Origin of the sequence: Blastococcus goldschmidtiae, assembly GCF_031845325.1 — a bacterium.
Lineage (GTDB): Bacteria > Actinomycetota > Actinomycetes > Mycobacteriales > Geodermatophilaceae > Blastococcus > Blastococcus goldschmidtiae.
The window spans coordinates 1-21,301 of the sequence record NZ_JAVREI010000003.1; the positions used below are offsets into that span (position 1 = coordinate 1).

Here is a 21,301-nt window from a genome sequence, read left to right on the forward strand (position 1 = left end):
CGCCGCCGCCTCCCCCGCCGCCTCCCCCGCCGCCGCCGCCGCCTCCGCCGCCGCCTCCGGCGCCGGAGGGGGTGCCGGGAATGTCCCGCGCACAGGAGAATGCAGTGGGGTCGGCGCGGGACTATCTGAGCTTCGCGTCATTCTCGCGGAGCGGGCTCATTGAGCAGCTGGAGTTCGAGGGCTACTCCAATGCCGACGCTACGTTCGCGGTCGATCGAGTTGACCCGGACTGGAACCAGCAGGCCGCGAAGTCCGCCGAGGAGTACCTGAGCTTCTCGAACTTCTCCCGCCAGGGCCTAATCGACCAGCTGATCTTTGAAGGGTTCACGCCCGGGCAGGCAGAGTACGGCGTGAATCAGACCGGGCTCTGACCTAAGGCCCTGCTTCCCCAGGTCTTCGCACTGAGCCCCGCCGGCCCGTGGTCGGCGGGGCTCAATGGCGTCTCCCGGAGGCTCGTCGTTCGCGTGCGGGTCGAGGCGCGGTGCACGACTGCCCCGGTGCCCGTGGACGTCGAGCGCAAGCTGCGCCGAGTCGTGCACGACGTGTTCGGCCAGGACGTAGACGCAGCGTGGGACACACAGTCCGGTGTCCCTCACATGCATCGGGTCACGCTCCCGCGGACCGAGGGGCCGACCGCCGCACCGTCCGTCTCCGTGCGACGACCACGGGGGTCTTTGAACTACTCGTCGTCGACCTCGACGTCCGCACGGGGTTCGTCGAGTACGACGACGAGGACCACATGGACGCGCTCCTCCGCCTGCTGGCGCTGGTCGGCGAGGCTTATCTGCGCGGCGGAGGCTCGGTCGAGCACACGAGCGGCATTCTCCGGACCAGGCCGGTCCTGACCATCGCCGTCGGCGGGAACAACTGGACCATGGGCTGGCGGAGCAGCTGGCCCCAGTACCCGGAGAACGACGACACCGGGAGCAGCGTGGCCTGAGGCAGAGCGGGCCGCCGGGTCAGAGCCAGGGCAGGTCGGCCACTCGCTCCCACGGGAGGGTCACGCTGGCCTCGGAGGACTCCCCCGCCAGCCGCGCCGCCACGCTCCGACCGGCACAGGCGACCGGCCGGTGCGGTGTGACGACCACGTGCACGTCGTCCACCGGCAGTCCGGCGTCGGTGACCCGGCCGAGCAGGCGCTCGGGTGCCACCAGCACGGTGGTCGCGAGCACCGGCATCGACGGGTGCGACCACAGCGCGACCGGCCCCTCGACGTGGAAGGCCAGCTCCACCTCGCCGGACCGGCCCATGGCCGCCGACCGGGTGGGGGCCAGCTGCCCGGGAGCGGTGCCCGGCACCGGGACCCACGGCAGCGTCAGGTCGCCGCGGCGGACGACGACCCGCCACCCGACCGCCGCACGGGCCGCGTCGGCCCAGTCGAGCACGGCGATCCCGGCAGCGGCCGCGGACGCATCGGCCACCGGGCGGTGCGCGACCCAGGAGTGCAGGGCAGCGGTCATCCCGTCCGGGGTGGGGGCCACGCCGGCCCGGGTCATGTCGTCGGCGAGGTCGGCGAGGTCCACGCGCAGCGTGCGCTCGTCCTCCTCCACGAGGAGCGCCGATCCCGCGGACGGCCGGCGGACCAGTTCCACGCGCACCTGCGGACCGGCCAGCCCTGGCAGCACCGCGGAGACCACGTCCAGCAGGTCGGCGAGGTCGATGCGGCTCGGGCGCAGGCGCTGCAGCAGCCCGGCGGAGCTCCCGGGTCCGAAGGCGCTCACGCCCCGGCCACGCAGAGGCGGTCGCGCAGCCCGTGGGGCAGGGCGCAGAGCGCCAGGACGGCGGTCAGCTCGGCGACGCTGAGGCGCACGGGCAGCACGTCGGCATCCCAGCCCGTCGCCAGTCGCACCCGGGCGGCGGAGGCAGGCCAGACGGCGTCGCGGGCGGCCGCCACGTGCAGTTCGGTGAGCACGTCCTCCAGGTGGAGCGCGGCGACCGGGTGGACCGCCGGGTTGCCCAGGGCGGCTCGGACGGCGGTGGCGAGCTGGACACGCTCGGGAGAGGCGAGCCAGTGCGGCACCAGGACCTGCACCCCGGCCTCGCCGGTGGGCATCGCGCTCATCGAACGCCGCCCGGACCGGGTCGCCCGGCATCCGTCCCCGCGCCGTCCCCGCCTGTGGTGCGGCGGGTACCCGGGCGAAGCGTCACGAGGTGGATATCGGCAGGACAGAGGCCCGATCGACCCGTCCACGGCGACGAATTGGCCTCGTACCGTCCCGTCGGACTCGCACCGCTCGTCCGCCGGGCGTAACCGGGACGTCCGCGGGCCGTTTCCCAGGTGTCGCCGACTGCCGAGGGCCCCTCATGCGCCGTGCCACCGCTCCCGCTCTGACCGCCGCCACGCTCGCCGTCGTCCTGGCCGCCGCGGGATCGACCGTGCCCGCCGCCGCGACCGGCGCGCCGGCGGACGACCCCCGACCGGTGATGTTCGTGGGCAACAACTGGGACGGGACCGCGACCGTCGTCGACGCGGCCACCCACGAACCGATCGCGACGGTCGACACCATCCCCGACCGGCACCGGCGGATGGTCGAGATCCTCACCCGGCCGGACGCCCTCGCGTTCCACCTCGCGATCACGGCGGCCATCGGCGAGGGCCACGCGCAGTACGCCGACGACATGTACACGACGCACGACGGCAGGCTGCTGGCCGTGAGCCGGCCCAGCTTCGCCGACGTGGTGGGCATCGACCTCGCCAGCGGCGACATCGTGTGGCGCTTCCCGATGGAGGGCTACCGCTCCGACCACATGGGCGTCTCGCCCGACGGCGAGCGGCTGCTGGTCAGCGACTCCACCGCGAACAAGGTGCACGAACTGAACATCCGCACCGGCGCGAAGACCGGCGAGTTCCCCAGCGGGGACAGTCCGCACGAGAACAACTACACCGCCGACGGGTCGCGGGTGTTCCACGCCAGCATCGGCCGTGTCTACACGCCGGTCGACCGGCCGGTCCTGCGGCAGCCGTTCGACACCCTCAAGGGCGAGCAGTACTTCCAGATCGTCCGGACCGACGGACTGGCCGTGGAGCAGCGGTGGGACATGGGCCGCGAGCTCGAGGAGGCCGGCTACCCGGGCATGGCCTCCGCCGTCCGCCCGATGGCGCTGGCGCCGGACGAGCGGTACGTCTACCTGCAGGTCTCGTTCTTCCACGGCTGGATCGAGTTCGACACCCAGGCGCCCGACGCCGACACCAGCCGCACCTACGACGGCGAGCCCGCGGTCGGGGCTGTCACCCGGGTGGTCGACCTGCCGAAGCGGACCACCGAACCCCGCGAGCGGTACGTGCTCGACTCCGCCCACCACGGCCTGGCCATCGACCCGGCGGGGACGACGCTGTGCGCCGCCGGGACCATGGACGGCTACGCGGCGATCATCGACCGCGAGACCGGGGAGCACCGCCTGGTCGAGGTGGGCGAGAAGCCCTACTGGTCCACCACCGGCGTGGACGACGACGAGTGCTGGGTCTCGGTCAGCGGCACCGACCAGGTCGTCGTCATCGACTACGACACCGCCGAGCGGATCGCCACGATCGTCGTCGGCGACCACCCCCAGCGCGTCCGCGAGGGCGTCGTCGCCGACGACGTCCTCACCGCCTGGCGGTGACGGACCGGAACGGCCCCGTCCCGGGTCCCACCCTGAGCGCGCGAAGGGTGGGGAGGACGGGGCCGTTCCTCAGTCGGCGAGCTCGGCCAGCCGGTCCTTGAGGGCCTTCTCCACGCGGTCGGCGTAGACGTTCATGTTGCGCACCGAGGTGTTGAGATCCGACGACAGCTGCGTCTTGGTCTGCCCGCCCCACGTGGTCAGGTACCAGGTGGCCCACCCCAGCACGTTGGGCTGGCCGGCACGCTGGTCGCGACGCGCGTTCGGGTCCGGAGCGCAGGCCGCCGTGAGGGCGTGGGAGAGCAGCGTCTGCTCGGCCTCGCCCATGATCTCGTCGGGCGCCTCGCCGGAGTCGGGCAGCAGGATCTCGGTGCCGTCGGGGCCGCCGTCCAGGGACTGCAGGTTGCGCAGCCCGTTCAGCGTCGCCACGGTCTGCGAGTTGCGCCGCAGGGTGGCCACGCTCTGCCCCATGTAGGCGGCGAGCTCCTTCTCGCTGGGCCGGCGCTGGTGCTCGGCGATGAAGGTGGCGATCGCCTTCTGCTGCTTGTGCTCGGTGTCGGCCGCGGTGCGCCCGTGGGCGTTGCGGCCCAGGTCGTGCACCCACTTGGACAGCTGCGTGGCCAGGAAGGCGCCGAAGGGGACGGACTTGGTCTCGTCGAACTGCCCGACGGCCTTGAGCACCCACTCGTACACCTGCTGGCCGAGGTCGTCGGGGTCGGGCAGGTGCAGCCGGATCGTGCTCATGTTGCGCTGCAGGCGCTTGAGGCTCACCGGGCCGTAGTGCCGGCACAGGTCGGCCAGGAACTCCGGGGGGAGGTCACGGGGTGCGCGGCGACGGACGTCGGTCTCGGCGCGGAGCCCGACGGTGGTGCAGCCGTGCCGGGCGCACCAGGCGCGCACCCAGTCGGCGAGCACCGACGCCGAGCCGCGGGCGCCGTCGACGCGGTAGAGCCCGTCGCCCTGGTCGTAGCTGACGGTGACGCCGTCGGGAAGCTCCGCCCGGAACTCGTCCAGCGGGAGCTCGCGGTCGAGGCGGAAGTGCACCCGGTCGCGCGGGGTGATCGGGGCGAGAGCCCAGCCCTCCGCCTCGGGGAGGCCGCCGAAGACGAGCGGCTGACGGGCGCGGGGGTCGAGGGCGGGCGGGGCGGACACGAGCATTTCGGACACCGGAACTCCTGGGCACTACGGGGAAGGACAGACCTCGGGGAAGGAGGCCTGCGACAACGCTCGGGAGGTAGAACCTCAGGCCGGGATGCGCTCCCCCGGGCCCGCGGTGCGCGGACTCGGGATCGGCGCCGCGGCGGGCGACGCAGGCAGGGCCTCGACCACGTCCGCGGCGGTGACCCCGCCGCCGGCCCGCTCGAGGAGCACGGCCGCGGCGGCGCGCTCGGCGCCGCTGGGCTCGGCGACGTACACCGGCATGTGGTCGTAGAGCGACGTGAAGACGGCGCTGACGAACGCGTAGGCGGCCTGCGCCTGCGGGGAGAACTTGGCGACACCGGTCCGCGGACCGAGGTCCACGCCGACGGTCACCCGGACGACGCGGTCGTCCTTGCTCAGACCCGAGACGGCGAAGGCGACCTCGTCGTGCTCGGCGGCGAGCGACGCGAGTGCGGCCAGGCACTTACGCGTGGCGCCCCGCCGCGGCCGCAGCTGCACGTGGACCACCACGGACTCCTGCTCACCGCCGTGGTCGCCGTCGGTCTGCGCGTTGGATGCAGTGTGTTGCATGTTGATCGCCCCCTGTCACTTGCTTGGGGAGAAATCTGCCGCATCCCCTCGGCAACCGAGGGCACAACACTCGCCGTGTCATACGCACCTGTGAGCAAATACTTCGGCAGAAGTTGCCCGTGTCGCTGGTGCGGTCGCGGCACGGGCGGCGGCTTTGGCAGTCTCTGCCCAAGCCGCCGCCCGACGCTGAGCGATCAGCCCTGCGCGTCCTCGCTCGCCAGCTCCGCGGTGCCGGCCGCCGTGTCCGCACCGACCGCCGGGGGGGCGAAGGCAGCCAGGGCACCGAGGGTGTCGGCGGTCACCTGAGCGGCGAGCAGGTTGGCCTCCGCGATCTGCCGGTAGACCTCCTCGCGGTGGATGGCGATCTCGCGCGGGGCCTTGAAGCCGAGCCGGACCGTCCCTCCGCGCACCTCGACGACGTGGATCTCGATGTCGTCGCCGATGCGGATGGTCTCGCCGACGCTGCGGGTGAGTGTGAGCACGTGTACCCCTCCATGGGTGTGTATGTGGCCGTCCGTGGCGTGCCCGGCGGCACCGGGCGAGCGGCGCTGGACGCCGCTGCAGGTGTTATCGGCGCAATGGGCACCGCACCGGATGGGACGGATCGGCCAGGACCACCTGCCGCGCCCGGGCGGTGAGGGGGCTCACCACCAGCGGGGCCCGGAGATTCACCGTGGCCGCGGCGACGTCCCCGTCGGGAACCGTCACCAGGCAGTGCACCTGCGCGTCCGCGGACTCCCCGAGGCCGAGCTCGGCGCAGGCCGCCCACGGCAGCTCGGGCGCGTACTCCGGGAAGTACGCAGTCGCGCGAGCGACGAGGAAGCGCGGGCCGTCGGGGGCGACCGACTGGAGCCACGAGAGCACACCGGCGCCGTCGGCCGGGACGAGCGCGTAGTCCCGGTGCGCCGGGAAGCCCGGCAACGCCTCGGTCAGGGTGAGGACCTGCATCGCGGGGATCACGGCGCCGGCACGGGACCGGACCGGCGCGGACGCGGGGGCGTGCGGACGCGCGGCCAGGGCAGCCGGGGACGGGGTCATGCGGGGCACCTCCTCGAGGGGCCGGCTGCGGGGACGAGGCAGCCGGACATCAGCGCAGGTAGTCCATCAGCGTCGGGGAGATGGCCTTCGCCGTCGCCTGCAGCGCCGCCTGGTAGCCGACCTGCTGCATCTGCAGCCGCATCATCGTGCCCGGCAGGTCGACGTTCTCGACGTCGCCGAGCTGGATCTCCAGGGTGAGCGCGAGGTCGGTGTTGATCTGCTGCTCGCGGTCCACCCGCGCCGCCCGCGCGCCCACGTCGGCGACGCTGCCGAGCATCCGCCGCATCGCCGCGTCGATGTCCTCGAGGCCCTGACCGAGCGCCGCGGGGTCGTTGACCAGGTCGTCGGCGATCCGGCCGACCACGGCGAAGAGGTCGTCACCGGCGGGGCCGAACGCCTCGCGGCCGGTCAGGTCGACGCGGACCTCCTCGGTGAAGGACACCCGCCGCAGGACGTCGCCACCCGGCACGGCCATGCCGAGGAAGTTCCCGGTGTCCCCGTCGTAGGCCCTGGCACCCGTCGTCACCCCGCCGAAGATGGGGCGGCCCTGGATCGTGGTGTTCGCCAGACCGAGGAGGCTGCTGCGCAACGACTCGACCTCGGTGGCCAGCGCCCGGCGGCTGGCCTCGGACGAGTTACCGGTGCTGGCGCCCTGGACGGTGAGATCGCGGACCCGGCGGGTGACGTCGAGCATGTTCTGCAAGGTCGAGTCGGTGATCGACAGCCAGCTGTCGGCGTCGGAGATGTTGCGCGCGAACTGCTCGACGGCGGCCTGGTCCGACCGGATCTGCATCGCCCTGTTGGTGCCGGTCGGCGAGTCCGACGGCGCGTTGATGACCCGCCCCGACGTGAGCTGCTGCTGCAGCTTGCCGAACGTGTCGAGATTGCGGTTGAGGCCCTGCAGGCTGGTGAGCGCGACGGCCTTCTGCGTGATGCGCACTCAGATCACAGCCCCACGCGGCCGGTGCGGTTGATCAGGACGTCGAGCATCTCGTCGATCGTGCTGACCAGCCGGCTAGCGGCCGAGTAGGCGTGCTGGAAGGACAGCATGTTGGTCATCTCCTCGTCGAGGTTGACGCCGGCCACGGACTCCCGGGCGGCGTCGACCTGGCCGGTGATCACGGACTGGATCCCGAGGTTGCGCTGCGAGACCGCCGACTGGACGCCGAGTTCCACGATCATCCGGCGGTAGGCGGTGTCGGGCGAGCCGACGCCCGTGCCGAGCTGGGCGAGCTTGTCGGCGTTACCGCGGTCGAGGTTCGCCGGGACGGAGCCGTCGTCCGCGCCGATGGCCGAGGCCGCGATCTTGCGCGGGTCGGTGATCGCGACGGTGATGGAGGACGCCGTCACGGTGCCTGTCGTGGAGCCGATCAGCGGACCGCCCCGGACTCCGTCGAGGTCGAAGCCGTCGTTGTGTGCGTCGTTGAGCGCGGTGGCCAGCTGGGTGGCGATGCCGTCCAGCGCGGCACGGGAAGTGGGGATGATCGAGTTGAGCGCATGCAGCTGCCCACCGGCGGTCCCGCCGACGGACACCGTCAGCGAGCCGGTCGCCGTCACGACCCGGGGAGGGTCGCCGGCCGAGTCCGTGGGATCGATGGAGCCCTCGACGGCGAGTTTCGAAGACGACCCGCCGGCCACCAGGGTGACGCTCCCGAGCACGACGTCGACGACGCCGCCGTCCCGGGGACGGACCGTGGCGCCGACCTGGTCGGCGAGCTTCATGACCAGCACGTCGCGCTGGTCCATCAGGTCGTTGGACGGCAGCCCGCTCTGGCTGGCGCGCAGGATGGCGGTGTTGAGCTGCGCGATCGTGTCGGCGGCCGCGTTGACGTCCTTCACCAGGACGTCGAGGCTCTCCCGCGTCTGGTTCCACTGCCCGTCGAGCTGGCCGCTGCTGAAGTGCAGGCCGCCCACCAGCGTCTCGAGGCGCTTGAGCACCTGACCCCGCGCCGCCGGGTCCTCGGGCTTGTTCGCGACGTCCTGGAACCCGCGCCACATGTCGGACATGAGGTTCTGCAGCCCGGTGGTGCCCGGCTCGCGGAAGGCCTGCTCGACCAGCGAGTACGCCGCGCTCTCCGCGGTGAGCCGCGCGCTGTTGCCGTGCTCGGTGTGCCCTCGACCCTCGAGGAAGGAGTCCCGGATCCGGATGACGTCGTCCACGCTGACGCCGGCGCCGATGCCCGAGCTCGTCGAGTAGAAGGCCGGCACCGCGCTGCCGCCGATGGCACGCAGGTCGGCCCGTTGACGCGAGTAACCGTCGGTGTTGACGTTGGCGATGTTCTGCCCGGTGACGTCGAGGGCGCGGCGCTGCGCCCACAGGGACGTGGTCGCGGTGTTCAGGGAACCGAAGCTGCTCATGTCAGAGTGCTCCGTCCAGGGTGACCGCGCGGTGCGTCCCGTCGGAGTGCCGGCCGGTGGAGCCGTAGGTGCCGGCCGAGGGCGCCCGGGTCTGCGCCAGGGCGTCCCCGATCGCGGCCAGGCCGCCCTCGATGAGTTCCTTGTTCGCGTCGGACAGGCTGCGCAGGTCGGTGATCAGCACGAGCAACGCCTCGTGGTGCTTGCCCAGCAGGTCGCCCCACGGCGCGGGCGCCGCGTCGGCCACCTGGCGGAGCGAGGGGTTGGTCTCCAGGCCGAGCGCCGCGGCGATGACCTCGGTGGCCGCCGAGCGCTCCACCTCCAGGGTGCGCAACTGGTCGAGCACGACCTCGAGCTCGTGCGCGATGCGCGCCAGCCACCGGGTCTTCCCGGTGAGGATCAGGTACTGCTTCTCCTCGGCCTTGAACAGCAGGAGGTCCAGGAGCTCCTGCTCCCGCCACAGCAACGTCGACAGGTGCTGGTACTCCACGTGCCCACCGCCTCTCCGTCGTCTCGCACTCGAGCGCCTCGACGGTTCGACCGCCGTGCGCTGCCCTCGTTGCAAGTGGCTTCGGCACCGGCTGACCGCACCTCAAGCCGAGCGGCCGGTCCGGGCTCAAGGTCGGCAGGAAAGTTGCCGATGGGTGGTGCCACCGACGACCGGGTCAGCCGAGAAGGAGGGCGTGAGCCCAGCCCGCGCCGTCATGACCGAGCGCCCCGTCCACGAGCGGACCGCCCGAGAGCGGAGCGCGTCCGGACGGGTCGCTCACCCGTCCCGCGCCGCCGCCCCCGGTCGCTCGCCGGCCGAGGTCGACGCCCTGGTGACCGAGCACCTGCCGCTCGCGGCCTTCGCCGTCAACGCCGTCGCCGCGCGCATCTCGCTGCCCGCCCACGTCAGCCGGGACGACCTCGTGTCCTGCGCGCACGTCGCCCTGGTCGAGGTCGCGAAGCGGTTCGACCCGACGGCGGGGGCCTCCTTCGCCACCTATGCCCTGGCCCGCCTGCAGGGCGCCGTCCTGGACGAGCTGCGCTCCGGTGACTGGGCCAGCCGGTCGGTCCGCGCCGCGGCGCGGCGCACGGATGCCGCCGCCGACGCGCTCGCCGTCTCGCTCGGCCGACCCCCCACGCGCGAGGAGCTCGCCGCCGCCCTCGGCGTGCCGCGCAGCGAGCTGGAGAGCCTGCAGGTGGACGTGCACCGTGCGGTCATGGTCAGCATCGACGCCGAGACGAGCTCCGACGGCGGATCGCTGGACCTGCCGGACACCGGTGAGTCACCGGAGCGCGCTCTGTTGCGCGGCGAGCGGGCCCGCTACCTGCACGAGGCGATCCGAGCCCTCCCCGACCGCCTCGACGAGGTCGTGGAGCGCAATTTCTTCGGTGACGAATCGCTCACGGACATCGCCGAGGACCTCGGTGTGACCTTGTCGCGGGTCTCGCAGATGCGCGCCCGTGCACTCACCCTCCTGCACGCCGCGATGAGCGAGGTATGGGAGGGCCGCCAGGTGCCCGCCGACGGCGGCGTGCGTGCCCGTAACCAGCAGACGGCCTACGTCGAGCGGGTGACCGGCCGCAGCGTCAAGCCGCTCCCCCGCCAGCGGTCGGCCTGGCCGGCCAGCCGCGGCCGCACGGCCCGGACCGCCTGATCCAGCCCCTGATCCACCCGAACGGAAAAAAATCGGCCGCTCGGCTCAAGCACCCCCACCCCGGCGCCGAAACCCTCTCTGCACGGCCCCGCAGCACGGATGCAGCGGGAACACAAAGTACGACCCCATCCAAGGAGGATCATCATGGGTCTGCGCATCAACCAGAACATCGCGGCGCTCAACGCTCACCGCAACCTGTCCATCACGGACAACCAGATGAACAAGTCGCTGGAGAAGCTGTCCTCCGGCTTCCGGATCAACCGCGCCGCCGACGACGCGGCCGGCCTGGCGATCTCCGAGGGCCTGCGTTCGCAGGTCGGTGGCCTCAAGGTCGCCGTCCGCAACTCGCAGGACGGCGTCTCCGTCGTGCAGACGGCGGAAGGTGCCCTCACCGAGGTGCACTCGATCCTGCAGCGCGTCCGTGACCTGACCGTCCAGGCGGGCAACAGCGGCGTCGTCGACGACAAGGCCCGGGGCTACATCGCCAAGGAGGTCACCGAGCTCGCCGGCGCGCTGACCGACATCGCCGCCCGGACCGACTTCAACGGCACCAAGCTGCTGAACGGCAGCGCCTCCAGCCTGTCGTTCCAGACGGGTGCCAACGGTGGCGAGACCATGACCGTGGAGCTCAGCAACGTCACCACGGTCGCCACGGCGGTCACCGGCGTGGCCACCAACATGTCGGCCTCGGGCACCTACAGCGCCACGGCCGACCTGGCGACGCTCGACACGCAGATCAAGAACGTGTCGGAGTCCCGCGCAAGCCTCGGTGCGAAGCAGAACCGCTTCGAGAGCACCATCAACTCGCTCAACGTCTCGATCGAGAACCTGAGCGCGTCGGAGAGCCGGGTCCGCGATGCCGACATGGCGCAGGAGATGGTCGGGTTCACCCGCGCCCAGATCCTGACCCAGGCCGGCACCGCGATGCTCGCGCAGGCCAACCAGGCCTCGCAGGGCGTCCTGTCGCTGCTCCGCTGATCCCGATCAGCTGAGTAGCTGAGGCAGCAGACCCTCAGCACCACCCCGGGTGAGGGGGGAGGCCTCCGTGCCTCCCCCCTCATTCGCTTACGCCCGCGCCCCGTCGACCAGGAGCCAGTGACATGACGATGAGCATCAACACCGGCCTTGCGTCCGGGATCGACACGGGCACGATGATCAACCAGCTCATGCAGCTCGAGGCGCGGCAGCAGACCGCACTCAAGATCCGGTTGTCGACCACCGAGATCACCGCCAGCGCGTACCGCACCGTCAACAGCTCGCTCGCGGCCCTGACCACCGCCGCCGACTCGCTCCTCAAGCCCGAGACCTGGACCAGCACCACCGCCAGCAGCTCCGCCGCGTCGGTCGCCGTCACCGCCGCCTCGTACGCGCAGCCGGGCTCCCTCACCTTCACCGTCAGCAAGGTCGCGACGACCGCCTCCAGCGTCAGCACCGGCCGCTGGTCGAGCACCACCACCGCCGCAGGGCTGACCAGCCTCGACATCCGCTCCGCCGACGGCACCGTCAGCAAGGGCACGATCGCCCTCGACGGCACCGAGACCCTCGAGCAGGCCGCGGCCAAGATCAACGCCGACACGGCGCTGGGCCTCAAGGCGTCGGCGGTGCAGGTCGCTCCCGGAGAGTTCGCCCTCCAGATCAGCGCGGGCACGTCGGGGGCAGCCGCCGGCTTCACCATCGGCGGAACGGCGTTCACGGCCACCACCGTCGGCCAGAACGCCGAGCTGAAGGTCGGCTCGGACACTGCGACCACGAGCGCCTACACGGTCACCTCGGCCAGCAACACGTTCGAGGGCGTGCTCTCCGGCACCACGTTCACGGTCAGCAAGGAGGAGACCACCCCCGTGACCGTGACCGTGGCCGCGGACCCGGCCGCCGTCGCCACCAAGGTCTCTGGCCTGGTCGACGCGATCAACAAGGCGATCTCGACGATCAAGACCTACACGGACAACACGCCGGGCAGCAAGGCGGGGCTGCGCGGCGAGTACGCGGTGACCTCCATCTCCGCGCAGTTGGGACAAGCGGTCTCCGAGGCGGTCGGCACCGACGGCTCGCCGGCCCAGATCGGCTTCCAGACCACCCGGGAGGGCCTGATCACCTTCGACAAGGAGAAGTTCACCGCCGCCCTCCAGGCCACGCCCGACCTGGCACAACGGATCGTGGCGGGCAGCGGCGTAGCCGGCGAGCCCGACGCCGTGGAAGGCCTGGCCGCGCGGGTCCGCGACGTCGCCAAGGCCGCCTCCGACGCCACCACCGGCAGCCTGACCTCCATGGCCCAGGGCCAGGATTCCGTCGCACGCGACATCAAGGACCGGATCGCCGCGTGGGACATCCGGCTCACCGCGCGCAAGGCGGCACTCACCCGCCAGTTCACCGCCATGGAGACCGCCCTGAGCTCGCTGAACAATCAGTCGAACTGGCTGGCCGGCCAGCTCGGCTCGCTGTCGTCCTGATCACCTGCCGCACCCTCTCGACCCTTCGCCCCAGGAGCCCCAACCGATGAGTGCCGCTTCGCTTCGCGCCCGCTACCTGGGCGACTCCGTCGCCACCGCCTCGCCGCAGCAGGTGCTGGTCATGCTGTACGACCGGCTGACCCTCGACCTCGAACGCGCTCAGGTCGCGGCCGCCGACGGTGACCGGGCCCGCGCCAACGACGAACTCCAGCATGCGCAGGCGATCGTGCTCGAACTGCTCTCCAGCCTCCAGGTGGACGTGTGGGAGGGCGGCCCCCGGCTGGCCGCTCTCTACCACTGGCTGCTGAGCGAGCTCGTCCAGGCGAACATGAAGATGGACGGCAACCGCATCGCCTCCTGCCGCCAGGTGGTCGAGCCGCTGCGCGACGCGTGGCGCCAGGCCGCAGCCTCCTTGGCCGGCGTGGCGTCGTGACCGTCAGCCCGGTCGGCGGCTCGGCCCTGGCCGGGTTCGGTCAGAGCCCGTACACGCCCCCGGGGCAGACCGGCCACCCCGGCGACGCGGCGACCGGAGGGCGCGGTCGTCGTCGCGCCCCCGCGGACTGGCACGAGGCCCTCACCGAGCTGGAGGGCGACGTCCTCGACGCGCAGGAGAGCCTCGCCCGCGGGCGGGCAGACGAGATCGCCGCCTGGGGCCGGCGGAGCACGGACTGGATCCCCCCCACCGGCCTCGGCCCCGTTCCCGCGGACCTGCGCGAGCGCGCGGCCCTGCTGCTCCAGCGCCAGCTCGCCGTGGCCGAGGCCCTGGTCGAGCGCATCACCCAGTCCCAGAAGCAGCGCGACGTCGCCGCCCGCATGTCCTACGGCGACCAGCGCCCCGCGGCCTCGTTCATCGACCGCGGTCTCTGAGTCGACCGCCGGGGAGAAATCGGCGCTGACGCAACCCGTCGCCTCACTGCGCTGCCGATGACAGAGGGACGAGCACCGGCCCGGACGACGGGGCGGCGTCCCCACCCAGCCGGTCCTCGGCGGGCATCCACCGAAAGGTCCCCACCATGCGCGTCCTCCTCACCCACGCCATCGCCACGGGCTCCACGTACTACCGGATCGAGGAGCCGGCGCGCGCCGTCCAGGCCGCCGATCTCGGCGTCGAGGTCGCCGTCTCCCGCGGGATCGGCACCACCATGCGCTCGGTCACCGACGGCGCGCCGATGGAGGTCGTCGACGTCGACGCCCAGGGAGCCGACGTCGTCGTCCTCCAGCTGCCGAAGACCGCCGAGATGCTGCAGGTCCAGCGGCTCCTGCAGGCGCAGGGGATCGCGGTCGTCGTGGAGATGGACGACCTGCTGTCCGGGGTCCCGTACGGCCACATGGGGCACGACGCCCTGGTCCGGGCCGGCAGCAGCGAATTCGCGGCCCAGGCCGCCCGCGAGGCGGACCTGGTGACCACGTCCACGCCCGCGCTGCTGAAGGAGTACGCCCGGCACGGCCGCGGCGCCGTCATCGAGAACGCCGTTCCCCGCCGCACCGCCGAGCTACCGCCGGCCTACGAGCGCACCCCCGGCACCGTGACCATCGGCTGGGCCGGCAGCGTGCCGAGCCATCCGTACGACCTGCAGGAGATGGGGTCCGGGCTGCAGCAGGCGCTGGACCGGACCCGCGGGCAGAGCCGGCTGGTGATCCTCGGCCAGAAGTGGGACATCAAGAAGCGCCTGGGGTTGCCGGACGAGCCGGACGAGGTGCCCTGGGTGATGGACGTGGACGGGTACGCGGCGCGGATGGGCGAGCTTTTCGACGTCGGGATCGCCCCGCTGCGGGTGGACCGCTTCAACACGAGCAAGAGCTGGCTCAAGCCGCTCGAGTACTCGGCGCGGGGCGTGTACTGCGTGCGCGCCCGGACCGACGAGTACGAGCGGCTGGGCCTCGGGATGCCCGCGCGGGCACCCAAGGACTGGGCGAAGTGGATCACCCTCGGCATCACGGATGCCGACCGGCGCCGCGAGATCGCCGCCGCGGCCCGGGATCGCGTGCTGGCACAGCACCTCACCGAGCACACCGCCGAGCGATGGGCCGCGGCCTGGCGCACCGCTCGTGAGACCCGCTCGCGCGCCCTCGGCGCCGGCCGGCTGGCCGCAGCCACGAGCTGACTCCGCGACTCCCCACGAACGCCCCGTCGACCGACGGGGCGTTCGTGCATTTCCGGGGTGCCCCGGCCCTGATACCCGCGAAGGGGCACGGAATGTGCCAACTCCCGCGTCCCCGTCGGCCCAGGACACGGCGAGATCACCGCAGGCCCCATCCGTCACCGCTCCCACTCCCGGACTCAGGCATCCCTCCCGGACCGGGCCGACGGTCAGCCGGCGGACCGGCGCTGCCGATGAGGCAGGGGCACGGAGAGCAAGCCCTTTCGCCACGGATCGGCGGACCACGCACTCACCACGAGTGCTTCTTCCGCCTACCCCGGAGGTCGATCGTGTCCCGTTCTCCCTCTCAGCCCGACCGATGATCGGCGAGATCACTCCCGCCGCCCTGCACGCCAGCCTGTCCGGGCTGGCCCAGCGTCAGCGGGTCACCGCCGACAACATCGCCAACATCAACACCCCCGGCTTCCTCGCCGGGCGCGTGGACTTCGAGGGCTCGCTCCGCGGGGCCCTGCGCAACGGGGAGACGCCGAGCATCAACGGCGGCACCGTCGCGCGGTCCCTGGAGCCGACCAACACGAACGGCAACAACGTGAACCTGGATGCGGAGACCCTCATCGCCACCGAGACCGGCCTGCGGTACCAGCTGGCCCTCAACGCCCTGGACGGCAAGTACAACTCCATCCGCACGGCACTCAGGACCCAGTGATGGCCATCTTCGACACCTTCGGCATCTCCGGCTCCGGCCTGATGACCCACCGCAAGTGGCTGGATGCCGTCTCGGACAACATCGCCAACGTCAACACCGTGCGTCGCACCGACGAGGACGCGTTCCAGCAGCGGATGGTCATCGCGGAGGCGGTCGAGTACGGCACGGGGCAGGGCGGCGTCCGCGTCGCCCGCGCGGAGTTCGGCGACCCCGAGGGCCGCCTCGTCTACCAGCCCGACCACGCGCTGGCCGACGACGAGGGCTACGTGAAGTACCCGGACATCGATCTCGGCGACCAGATGACGCAGATGATCATGGCGCAGCGCGGCTACCAGGCGAACCTCTCCGTGGTGGAACGCGCGACCGCGGCCTACCAGGCCGCCCTGCAGCTCGGGAAGGGCTGATCATGACGTTCCCCATCAGCGGCATCCCCGGCATCGGCGCCTCCTCCGGGATCGGCGGCATGGCCGGCATCGCGCCCACGCCCGCGGTCGCGGACGCGGTCAACGGAGACGCCTTCTCCTCGGTCCTGGCCTCGAGCTTCGACCAGCTGCAGGCGACCCAGGCCAAGACCGACGGGCTGGCCGCCAAGGCCGCCACCGGCGAGCTCAAGGACGTGCACGACTACATGATCGCCAGGAACGAGTCCTCCCTGGCGGTCGAGATGGTCGTGGGCATCAAGAACAAGGCCGTTGAGGCCTTCAACGAGATCATGAGGATGCCGGTCTGATGCAGTCGGCACTCGCCGGGACGCTGGAGCGCGTCCGCTCCACGTTCGCCACGGTCAGCATGGCGCAGAAGGTCGTCATCGGCCTTCTGCTCGCCGGGCTGCTCCTCGGCGGCTTCTTCTTCTCGCGGTGGATCACGACGCCCACCCAGGCACCGCTGTTCACCAACCTGGCGGCCAGTGACGCCTCGGCCATCGTCGAGGAGCTCCAGGCCGCCGGCATCGACTACGACCTCGCCGACGGTAGCGGCACGATCATGGTCGCCAAGGACTCCGTCTACGACCTGCGCCTGCAGATGAGCGGCCAGGGCCTGCCGGCCGGCGCGGACACCGGCTACTCACTGCTCGACGAGCAGGGCATCACCACCAGCGAGTTCCAGCAGCAGATCACCTACAAGCGGGCGCTCGAGGGCGAGCTGTCCAAGACCCTGGAGTCCCTGGACGGCGTCAACCAGGCGATCGTGAGCGTCGCGCTGCCCGAGGAAGAGGTCTTCGTGAGCGAGCGGGCCGAGCCCACCGCTTCGGTGCTGCTCGACCTGGCCGCGGGGACCCAGCTCTCGGGTCAGCAGATCCAGGCGGTGACGAACCTCGTCTCCTCGAGCGTGGTGAACCTCTCGCCCGAGCAGGTGACCGTCACGAACACGGCGGGCCAGGTGCTGTCCAGCCCGGGCAGCGGGATCACGGCAGCCGCTGGTGACGCGCGCTCGCAGGTCGAGATGGAATACCAGAACCGGCTGGCGGCCAACGCCCAGCAGATCCTCGACCGGGTCCTCGGCCCCAACAGGGCCGTCGTCTCCGTCCGCGCCGACGTCGACCTCGACCAGCGCGACACCACCTCGAAGACCTACACCTACGAGGAGGGCATCCCGCCGATCTCGGAGAAGCGGGACGTCGAGGAGTACGAAGGCGGTGGCGGCGCCATCGTCGGCGGCGTCCTGGGGCCGGAGAACATGCCCGACGCCGGGGCGAACGGTGGCGACGCGAACTACACCAAGGAGTCGACCACGGCGAACAACGCCGTCGGCGAGACCACCGAGGTCGTCCAGGCCGCGCCCGGTGGCCTGAACCGGCTAACCGTCTCCGTGGTCATGGACGCCGAGGTCGCCGGCAACCTCCCCCAGGCCCAGATCCAGGCACTGGTCGGCAACGCCGTCGGGCTGGACCAGGCGCGCGGGGACGCGATCACCGTGGCGGCCATGCCGTTCGACAACGCGGCCGCCGACGCCGCCGCCGCCGACATGGAGGCCGCTCGAGAGGCCGAGGCGGCCGAGCAGATGTGGTCGATGATCCGCACCGGCGGCATCGCCGCCGGCATCGCGCTGGTCGTGCTGATCGTCTGGCTGCGCTCCCGCAAGCGCGGGGACGTCCAGGAGGACTACGAGCCCCTCGAGCTCACCGACGACATGCTCGCCGAACTCGACCGCATCCGGATCGCGAGCACCCGCGAGGAACCGACCATCGACAACCGCGCAGCCGAGCTCGAGGCCGCCGAACGGATGAAGGTGCGGACCGACATCTCCACCATGATCAGCGAACGCCCCGACGAGGTCGCAGCCATGCTGCGCGGCTGGCTGACGGAGAACAAGTCGTGAGCGAGCTTGCGAGCCCAGCACGGCCCGTCATGACTGCGACGAGCGCCAGCGAGGAGAAGTCATGACGCTCGCAGGGATGGACCAGCTCCTGGGCAACGGCGGGGCGAACCTGCCCGCCGTCCCGCCCGCACCGCCGCGCCCCGAGCTCCCAGGCCTGCGCAAGGCCGCGGTCTTCCTGGCCCAGATGAGCAAGGAGGAGGCCGGTCTCCTGCTGGCCCAGATGCGGCCGCGCGAGGTCGAGTCGCTGACCCGGGAGCTCATGCGCCTGGGCTCGGTCGAGGTCGAGGACGTCGACGGCGTCCTGAGCGAGTTCCACACCTTGATGAGCGCCCAGCAGTTCATCGGCCGCGGTGGTGTCGACTTCGCCCGCGAGATCCTCGCCGCCGGTCTGGGCGAGGACAAGGCGGAGGGCATCCTCTCCCGGCTCAACGTCGTCTACACCGAGGTGCCGTTCGCCTCCCTGCGGAACGCCGACGTGCGGCAGCTCGTCACGTTCCTCAAGGACGAGCACGCGCAGATCATCGCGCTGGTGCTGGCCCACCTCCCGGCGGGGCAGTCCGCCGAGGTGCTGTCCGGCTTCGCTCCCGAACAGCAGGCCGAGGTCGCCCACCGCATCGCCACGATGGACCGCACCTCCCCGGAGATGGTGCGCCTGGTCGAGGAGGAGCTGGGCCGCCGGATGGGCTCGATCCTCGCCCACCAGGACATGACGACCGCCGGTGGTGTGGAGGCCCTCGTCGAGATCATCAACCGCTCGCCGCGGCCCACCGAGCGCTCCATCCTCGAGTGGCTGGACAACACCGACCCCGAGCTGGCCGACCAGGTCCGCTCGCAGATGTTCGTCTTCGAGGACATCGTCACGATCGACGACCGGTCCCTGCAGCTCGTGCTGCGCGAGGTGGAGGCAAACGACCTAGCCACCGCGCTCAAGGGCGTGCGTCCCGACGTCCAGGACAAGATCAAGCGCAACCTCTCCGAGCGCGCGGCCGAGAACCTCACCGAGGAGATCGAGATGCTCGGCCCGGTGCGCACCCGCACCGTCGAGGAGGCCCAGGCCAAGGTGGTCGGTGTCATCCGCACGCTCGAGGAGCAGGGCGTGCTGACGATCTCGCGCGGCGGGGACGATGAGTTCGTTGCCTGACATCCGCAGGAGCAACGCGACGCCGACGGCCCCGCCGGCCGCGATGGCCGTCGTGCTGCGCGGCGCGGATGCCGGCGGGCCGCCGGCCCCGCGGGCACCGCGCGAGGGCGCCGTGCTGCGCGGTGGCGCGGCGAGCACCGCCCGCCCGTACCGGCCGCTCGCCGACGCCTCGGCGCCGCCGGCCGTGCCACCGCAGGCCTCCCCCGTCGAGCGGCGCACGACGGTCCGCCGTGCGGAGGACCAGCCCGTGGCCGGAGGGCGGCCGACGTTCCGGCTCGGCGAGGTCTACGCCGAGGAGCTGGACCGGTTGCGCCGCCAGGCGCACGCCGAGGGCTTCGCCGCCGGGCACGCCGAGGGCATGACGGCGGCCGCCGGGGTCGTGGCCGAGGCCGAGCGCGCCGCGACCGAGCGCCTGGCCGAGACGCAGCAGCGCTGGGAGCGCCGGATCGCATCAGCCGCGGCCTCCCTCGGTGCCGCGGCTGCCCGTCTCGAGGAGGCCGCCCTGCCGACGGCCGACGAGATCCGGGAGACCGTCCTGGGGTCGGTGCTCACCCTGGTGGAGGACCTGCTGGGCAGGGAGCTGGCCCTGGCCGAGTCCCCCGTCCTGGATGCGCTGCACCGCGCGCTGACCCTGTGCCCGTCCGACGCCCCCGCCCTCGTCCGGGTGCACCCCGACGACCTGGCGGAGATCCCGGCCGACGCGCTCGCCGGGCTGCCCGACTCGGTGCGCCTGGTCGGCGACACGACGGTCGAGCGGGCCGGTGCGATCGCCGAGACCGGCTCCCGGCGCATCGACGCCCAGCTCGTGACCGCGCTCGAGCGGGTGCAGGCGGTGCTGTCCTCATGACACCCGCCGCCGCTTCGACCGCCATCCCCGCCTCCCCTTCGCCCCTCCCCGCCGCCCTCTTCGCCCGCGCCCGCGCCGCCGCCGCGCCCCAGGTCACCGGCGTGGTCACCGGGGCGATGGGCCTGACGCTCACCGTGGAGGGCATCGTCGCGGCCGTCGGCGACCTGGTCGAGATCAACCCGGGCGCACGCCCCCTGCTGGCCGAGGTCGTGGCCGTGGGCCGCGACCGGCTCACCTGCATGCCGCTGGGCACGCTGTCCGGGGTGCACTCGGGCGCACCGGTGCGCGCCACGGGCAGGCCGCTCCAGGTGCCCGTCGGCGAGGCGCTGCTCGGCCGCGTCCTCGACGGGCTCGGCCGGCCGGTCGACGGGGGGCCGCCGCTGGCCTCGCACGTCTCCTGGGTGGACCTGGCCAGCGAGACGCCGCACGCCCTCGCCCGCACCCGGGTCGAGGAGCCGCTCACCTTCGGGGTGCGCGCGCTCGACACGCTCGTCCCCTGCGGCAAGGGCCAGCGCCTGGGCATCTTCGCGGGCTCCGGGGTCGGCAAGTCCAGCCTGCTCGCCCAGATCACCCGCGGAACCGACGCCGACGTCCGCGTCATCGGCCTGATCGGCGAGCGCGGGCGCGAGGTCCGCGAGTTCCTCGAGGAGAACCTCGGCCCGGAGGGCATGGCGCGGACCGTCGTCGTCGTCGCCACCTCCGACGAGCCGCCGCTGGTCCGCCTGAAGGCCGCATTCGTGGCCACCCGGATCGCCGAGGCCTTCCGCGACCAGGGCCGCGACGTGCTGCTGCTCATGGACTCGATCACCCGCACCGCCATGGCGCAGCGCGAGGTGGGGCTCTCCGCCGGCGAGCCGCCGGCGACCCGCGGGTACCCGCCGAGCGTCTTCGCGATGATGCCTCAGCTGCTGGAGAAGGCCGGTACCGGCGCGGTCGGCTCGATCACCGGCCTCTACACGGTCCTGGTCGAGGGCGACGACCACAACGAGCCGATCGCCGACACCGCGCGCTCCATCCTGGACGGGCACATCGTGCTCACCCGCTCGCTCGCCACCGTCGGGCACTTCCCGGCCATCGACGTGCTGGAGTCGATCTCCCGCGTCGCGACCGCCGTGGTGCCACCGGCCCTCATGACCGACGCACGCGAGATCCGCCGGCTGATGGGCGCGCTGCGCGACGTCAAGGAGCTCATCGAGATCGGCGCCTACCAGGCGGGCAGCGACCCGCTGGTCGACCGGGCCCGGAACCTCGCACCGCAGATCGAGGCGTTCCTGCAGCAGCCCATGGGCGAGTCCACGCCGACGGCCGACGCCTGGGCGTGGCTGCAGCGGATCATCCGCTCGTGACCATCCATGCGCGGGGTCGCGAG

The 21,301-nt window shown here is 72.2% G+C and carries 25 protein-coding genes; 16 read left to right on the forward strand and 9 right to left on the reverse strand.

Annotated features, from left to right (window positions below):
- On the forward strand, positions 1–371 hold a 371-nt coding region (locus RM425_RS06875), incomplete at its 5' end, for an Ltp family lipoprotein (protein WP_311344448.1).
- 368 nt (positions 372–739) lie between these two features.
- Positions 740–940, forward strand: coding sequence for a hypothetical protein (locus RM425_RS06880; RefSeq protein ID WP_311344449.1), 201 nt, complete (start codon positions 740–742; stop codon positions 938–940).
- Positions 941–959: 19 nt separating this feature from the next.
- Here the strand turns inward: RM425_RS06880 and RM425_RS06885 are convergent, their stop codons facing one another.
- Both RM425_RS06885 and RM425_RS06890 read right to left on the reverse strand, forming a co-directional pair.
- Positions 960–1,721, reverse strand: coding sequence for a hypothetical protein (locus RM425_RS06885; RefSeq protein WP_311344450.1), 762 nt, complete (start codon positions 1,719–1,721; stop codon positions 960–962).
- Positions 1,718–2,053, reverse strand: coding sequence for a hypothetical protein (locus RM425_RS06890; protein WP_311344451.1), 336 nt, complete (start codon positions 2,051–2,053; stop codon positions 1,718–1,720). Before RM425_RS06890 ends, RM425_RS06885 begins: the two co-directional genes overlap by 4 nt.
- A gap of 251 nt (positions 2,054–2,304) precedes the next feature.
- Here RM425_RS06890 and RM425_RS06895 point away from each other — a divergent pair, with 251 nt between their 5' ends.
- Positions 2,305–3,603 (forward strand): YncE family protein, encoded by a 1,299-nt coding sequence (locus RM425_RS06895; protein ID WP_311344452.1) that lies wholly within the window; start codon positions 2,305–2,307, stop codon positions 3,601–3,603.
- Between the two features lie 69 nt (positions 3,604–3,672).
- On the opposite strand, the gene RM425_RS06900 is transcribed toward RM425_RS06895, so the two are convergent.
- The 7 genes from RM425_RS06900 to RM425_RS06930 form a co-directional block, all read right to left on the reverse strand.
- The gene (locus RM425_RS06900) at positions 3,673–4,758 is read right to left on the reverse strand and encodes a sigma-70 family RNA polymerase sigma factor (RefSeq protein ID WP_311344701.1); all 1,086 of its coding nucleotides are present in this window, start codon (positions 4,756–4,758) and stop codon (positions 3,673–3,675) included.
- Positions 4,759–4,842: 84 nt separating this feature from the next.
- Positions 4,843–5,331 carry a hypothetical protein gene (locus tag RM425_RS06905; protein ID WP_311344453.1) on the reverse strand — a complete coding sequence of 163 codons (489 nt, stop codon included), beginning with the start codon at positions 5,329–5,331 and terminating at the stop codon, positions 4,843–4,845.
- 194 nt (positions 5,332–5,525) lie between these two features.
- Positions 5,526–5,813: a carbon storage regulator CsrA gene (gene csrA, locus RM425_RS21795; protein WP_311344454.1), complete on the reverse strand. Its 288-nt coding sequence runs from the start codon at positions 5,811–5,813 to the stop codon at positions 5,526–5,528.
- 85 nt (positions 5,814–5,898) lie between these two features.
- Positions 5,899–6,369: a flagellar assembly protein FliW gene (fliW, locus tag RM425_RS06915; protein WP_311344455.1), complete on the reverse strand. Its 471-nt coding sequence runs from the start codon at positions 6,367–6,369 to the stop codon at positions 5,899–5,901.
- Between the two features lie 49 nt (positions 6,370–6,418).
- Positions 6,419–7,309 (reverse strand): flagellar hook-associated protein FlgL, encoded by an 891-nt coding sequence (gene flgL, locus RM425_RS06920; RefSeq protein WP_311344456.1) that lies wholly within the window; start codon positions 7,307–7,309, stop codon positions 6,419–6,421.
- 5 nt (positions 7,310–7,314) lie between these two features.
- Positions 7,315–8,727 (reverse strand): flagellar hook-associated protein FlgK, encoded by a 1,413-nt coding sequence (gene flgK / locus RM425_RS06925; protein WP_311344457.1) that lies wholly within the window; start codon positions 8,725–8,727, stop codon positions 7,315–7,317.
- 1 nt (position 8,728) lies between these two features.
- Positions 8,729–9,214 (reverse strand): flagellar protein FlgN, encoded by a 486-nt coding sequence (locus RM425_RS06930; protein WP_311344458.1) that lies wholly within the window; start codon positions 9,212–9,214, stop codon positions 8,729–8,731.
- A 193-nt stretch (positions 9,215–9,407) separates the two neighbouring features.
- Between RM425_RS06930 and RM425_RS06935 the strand changes: the two genes are divergently transcribed.
- The 13 genes from RM425_RS06935 (at position 9,408) to RM425_RS06995 (ending at position 21,278) form a co-directional block, all read left to right on the forward strand.
- Complete coding sequence (locus RM425_RS06935) at positions 9,408–10,367, forward strand: sigma-70 family RNA polymerase sigma factor (protein ID WP_311344459.1); 960 nt, start codon at positions 9,408–9,410, stop codon at positions 10,365–10,367.
- 144 nt (positions 10,368–10,511) lie between these two features.
- Positions 10,512–11,345 carry a flagellin N-terminal helical domain-containing protein gene (locus RM425_RS06940; protein ID WP_311344460.1) on the forward strand — a complete coding sequence of 278 codons (834 nt, stop codon included), beginning with the start codon at positions 10,512–10,514 and terminating at the stop codon, positions 11,343–11,345.
- A 122-nt stretch (positions 11,346–11,467) separates the two neighbouring features.
- On the forward strand, positions 11,468–12,817 hold the full coding sequence (gene fliD, locus RM425_RS06945; RefSeq protein WP_311344461.1) for a flagellar filament capping protein FliD: 1,350 nt from the start codon (positions 11,468–11,470) through the stop codon (positions 12,815–12,817).
- Positions 12,818–12,863: 46 nt separating this feature from the next.
- A complete protein-coding gene (fliS, locus tag RM425_RS06950) occupies positions 12,864–13,250 on the forward strand; it encodes a flagellar export chaperone FliS (protein WP_311344462.1) in 387 nt (128 codons plus the stop codon).
- A complete protein-coding gene (locus tag RM425_RS06955; protein WP_311344463.1) occupies positions 13,247–13,684 on the forward strand; it encodes a hypothetical protein in 438 nt (145 codons plus the stop codon). Before fliS ends, RM425_RS06955 begins: the two co-directional genes overlap by 4 nt.
- Positions 13,685–13,830: 146 nt before the next feature.
- The gene (locus tag RM425_RS06960; protein ID WP_311344464.1) at positions 13,831–14,922 is read left to right on the forward strand and encodes a glycosyltransferase family protein; all 1,092 of its coding nucleotides are present in this window, start codon (positions 13,831–13,833) and stop codon (positions 14,920–14,922) included.
- 355 nt (positions 14,923–15,277) lie between these two features.
- Entirely contained in the window at positions 15,278–15,625 is a 348-nt protein-coding gene (gene flgB / locus RM425_RS06965; protein WP_311344465.1) for a flagellar basal body rod protein FlgB, read from the forward strand.
- A complete protein-coding gene (gene flgC, locus RM425_RS06970; RefSeq protein WP_311344466.1) occupies positions 15,625–16,029 on the forward strand; it encodes a flagellar basal body rod protein FlgC in 405 nt (134 codons plus the stop codon). The genes flgB and flgC overlap by 1 nt, the downstream gene beginning before the upstream one ends.
- 2 nt (positions 16,030–16,031) lie before the next feature.
- Positions 16,032–16,355 carry a flagellar hook-basal body complex protein FliE gene (gene fliE, locus RM425_RS06975; RefSeq protein ID WP_311344467.1) on the forward strand — a complete coding sequence of 108 codons (324 nt, stop codon included), beginning with the start codon at positions 16,032–16,034 and terminating at the stop codon, positions 16,353–16,355.
- Complete coding sequence (gene fliF / locus RM425_RS06980) at positions 16,355–17,944, forward strand: flagellar basal-body MS-ring/collar protein FliF (protein ID WP_311344468.1); 1,590 nt, start codon at positions 16,355–16,357, stop codon at positions 17,942–17,944. Before fliE ends, fliF begins: the two co-directional genes overlap by 1 nt.
- Before the next feature lie 61 nt (positions 17,945–18,005).
- Positions 18,006–19,085 carry a flagellar motor switch protein FliG gene (gene fliG, locus RM425_RS06985; RefSeq protein WP_311344469.1) on the forward strand — a complete coding sequence of 360 codons (1,080 nt, stop codon included), beginning with the start codon at positions 18,006–18,008 and terminating at the stop codon, positions 19,083–19,085.
- Positions 19,069–19,932 carry a FliH/SctL family protein gene (locus tag RM425_RS06990; protein WP_311344470.1) on the forward strand — a complete coding sequence of 288 codons (864 nt, stop codon included), beginning with the start codon at positions 19,069–19,071 and terminating at the stop codon, positions 19,930–19,932. Before fliG ends, RM425_RS06990 begins: the two co-directional genes overlap by 17 nt.
- Positions 19,929–21,278 (forward strand): FliI/YscN family ATPase, encoded by a 1,350-nt coding sequence (locus RM425_RS06995; protein ID WP_311344471.1) that lies wholly within the window; start codon positions 19,929–19,931, stop codon positions 21,276–21,278. The genes RM425_RS06990 and RM425_RS06995 overlap by 4 nt, the downstream gene beginning before the upstream one ends.
- The last annotated feature ends 23 nt before the right edge of the window (positions 21,279–21,301 follow it).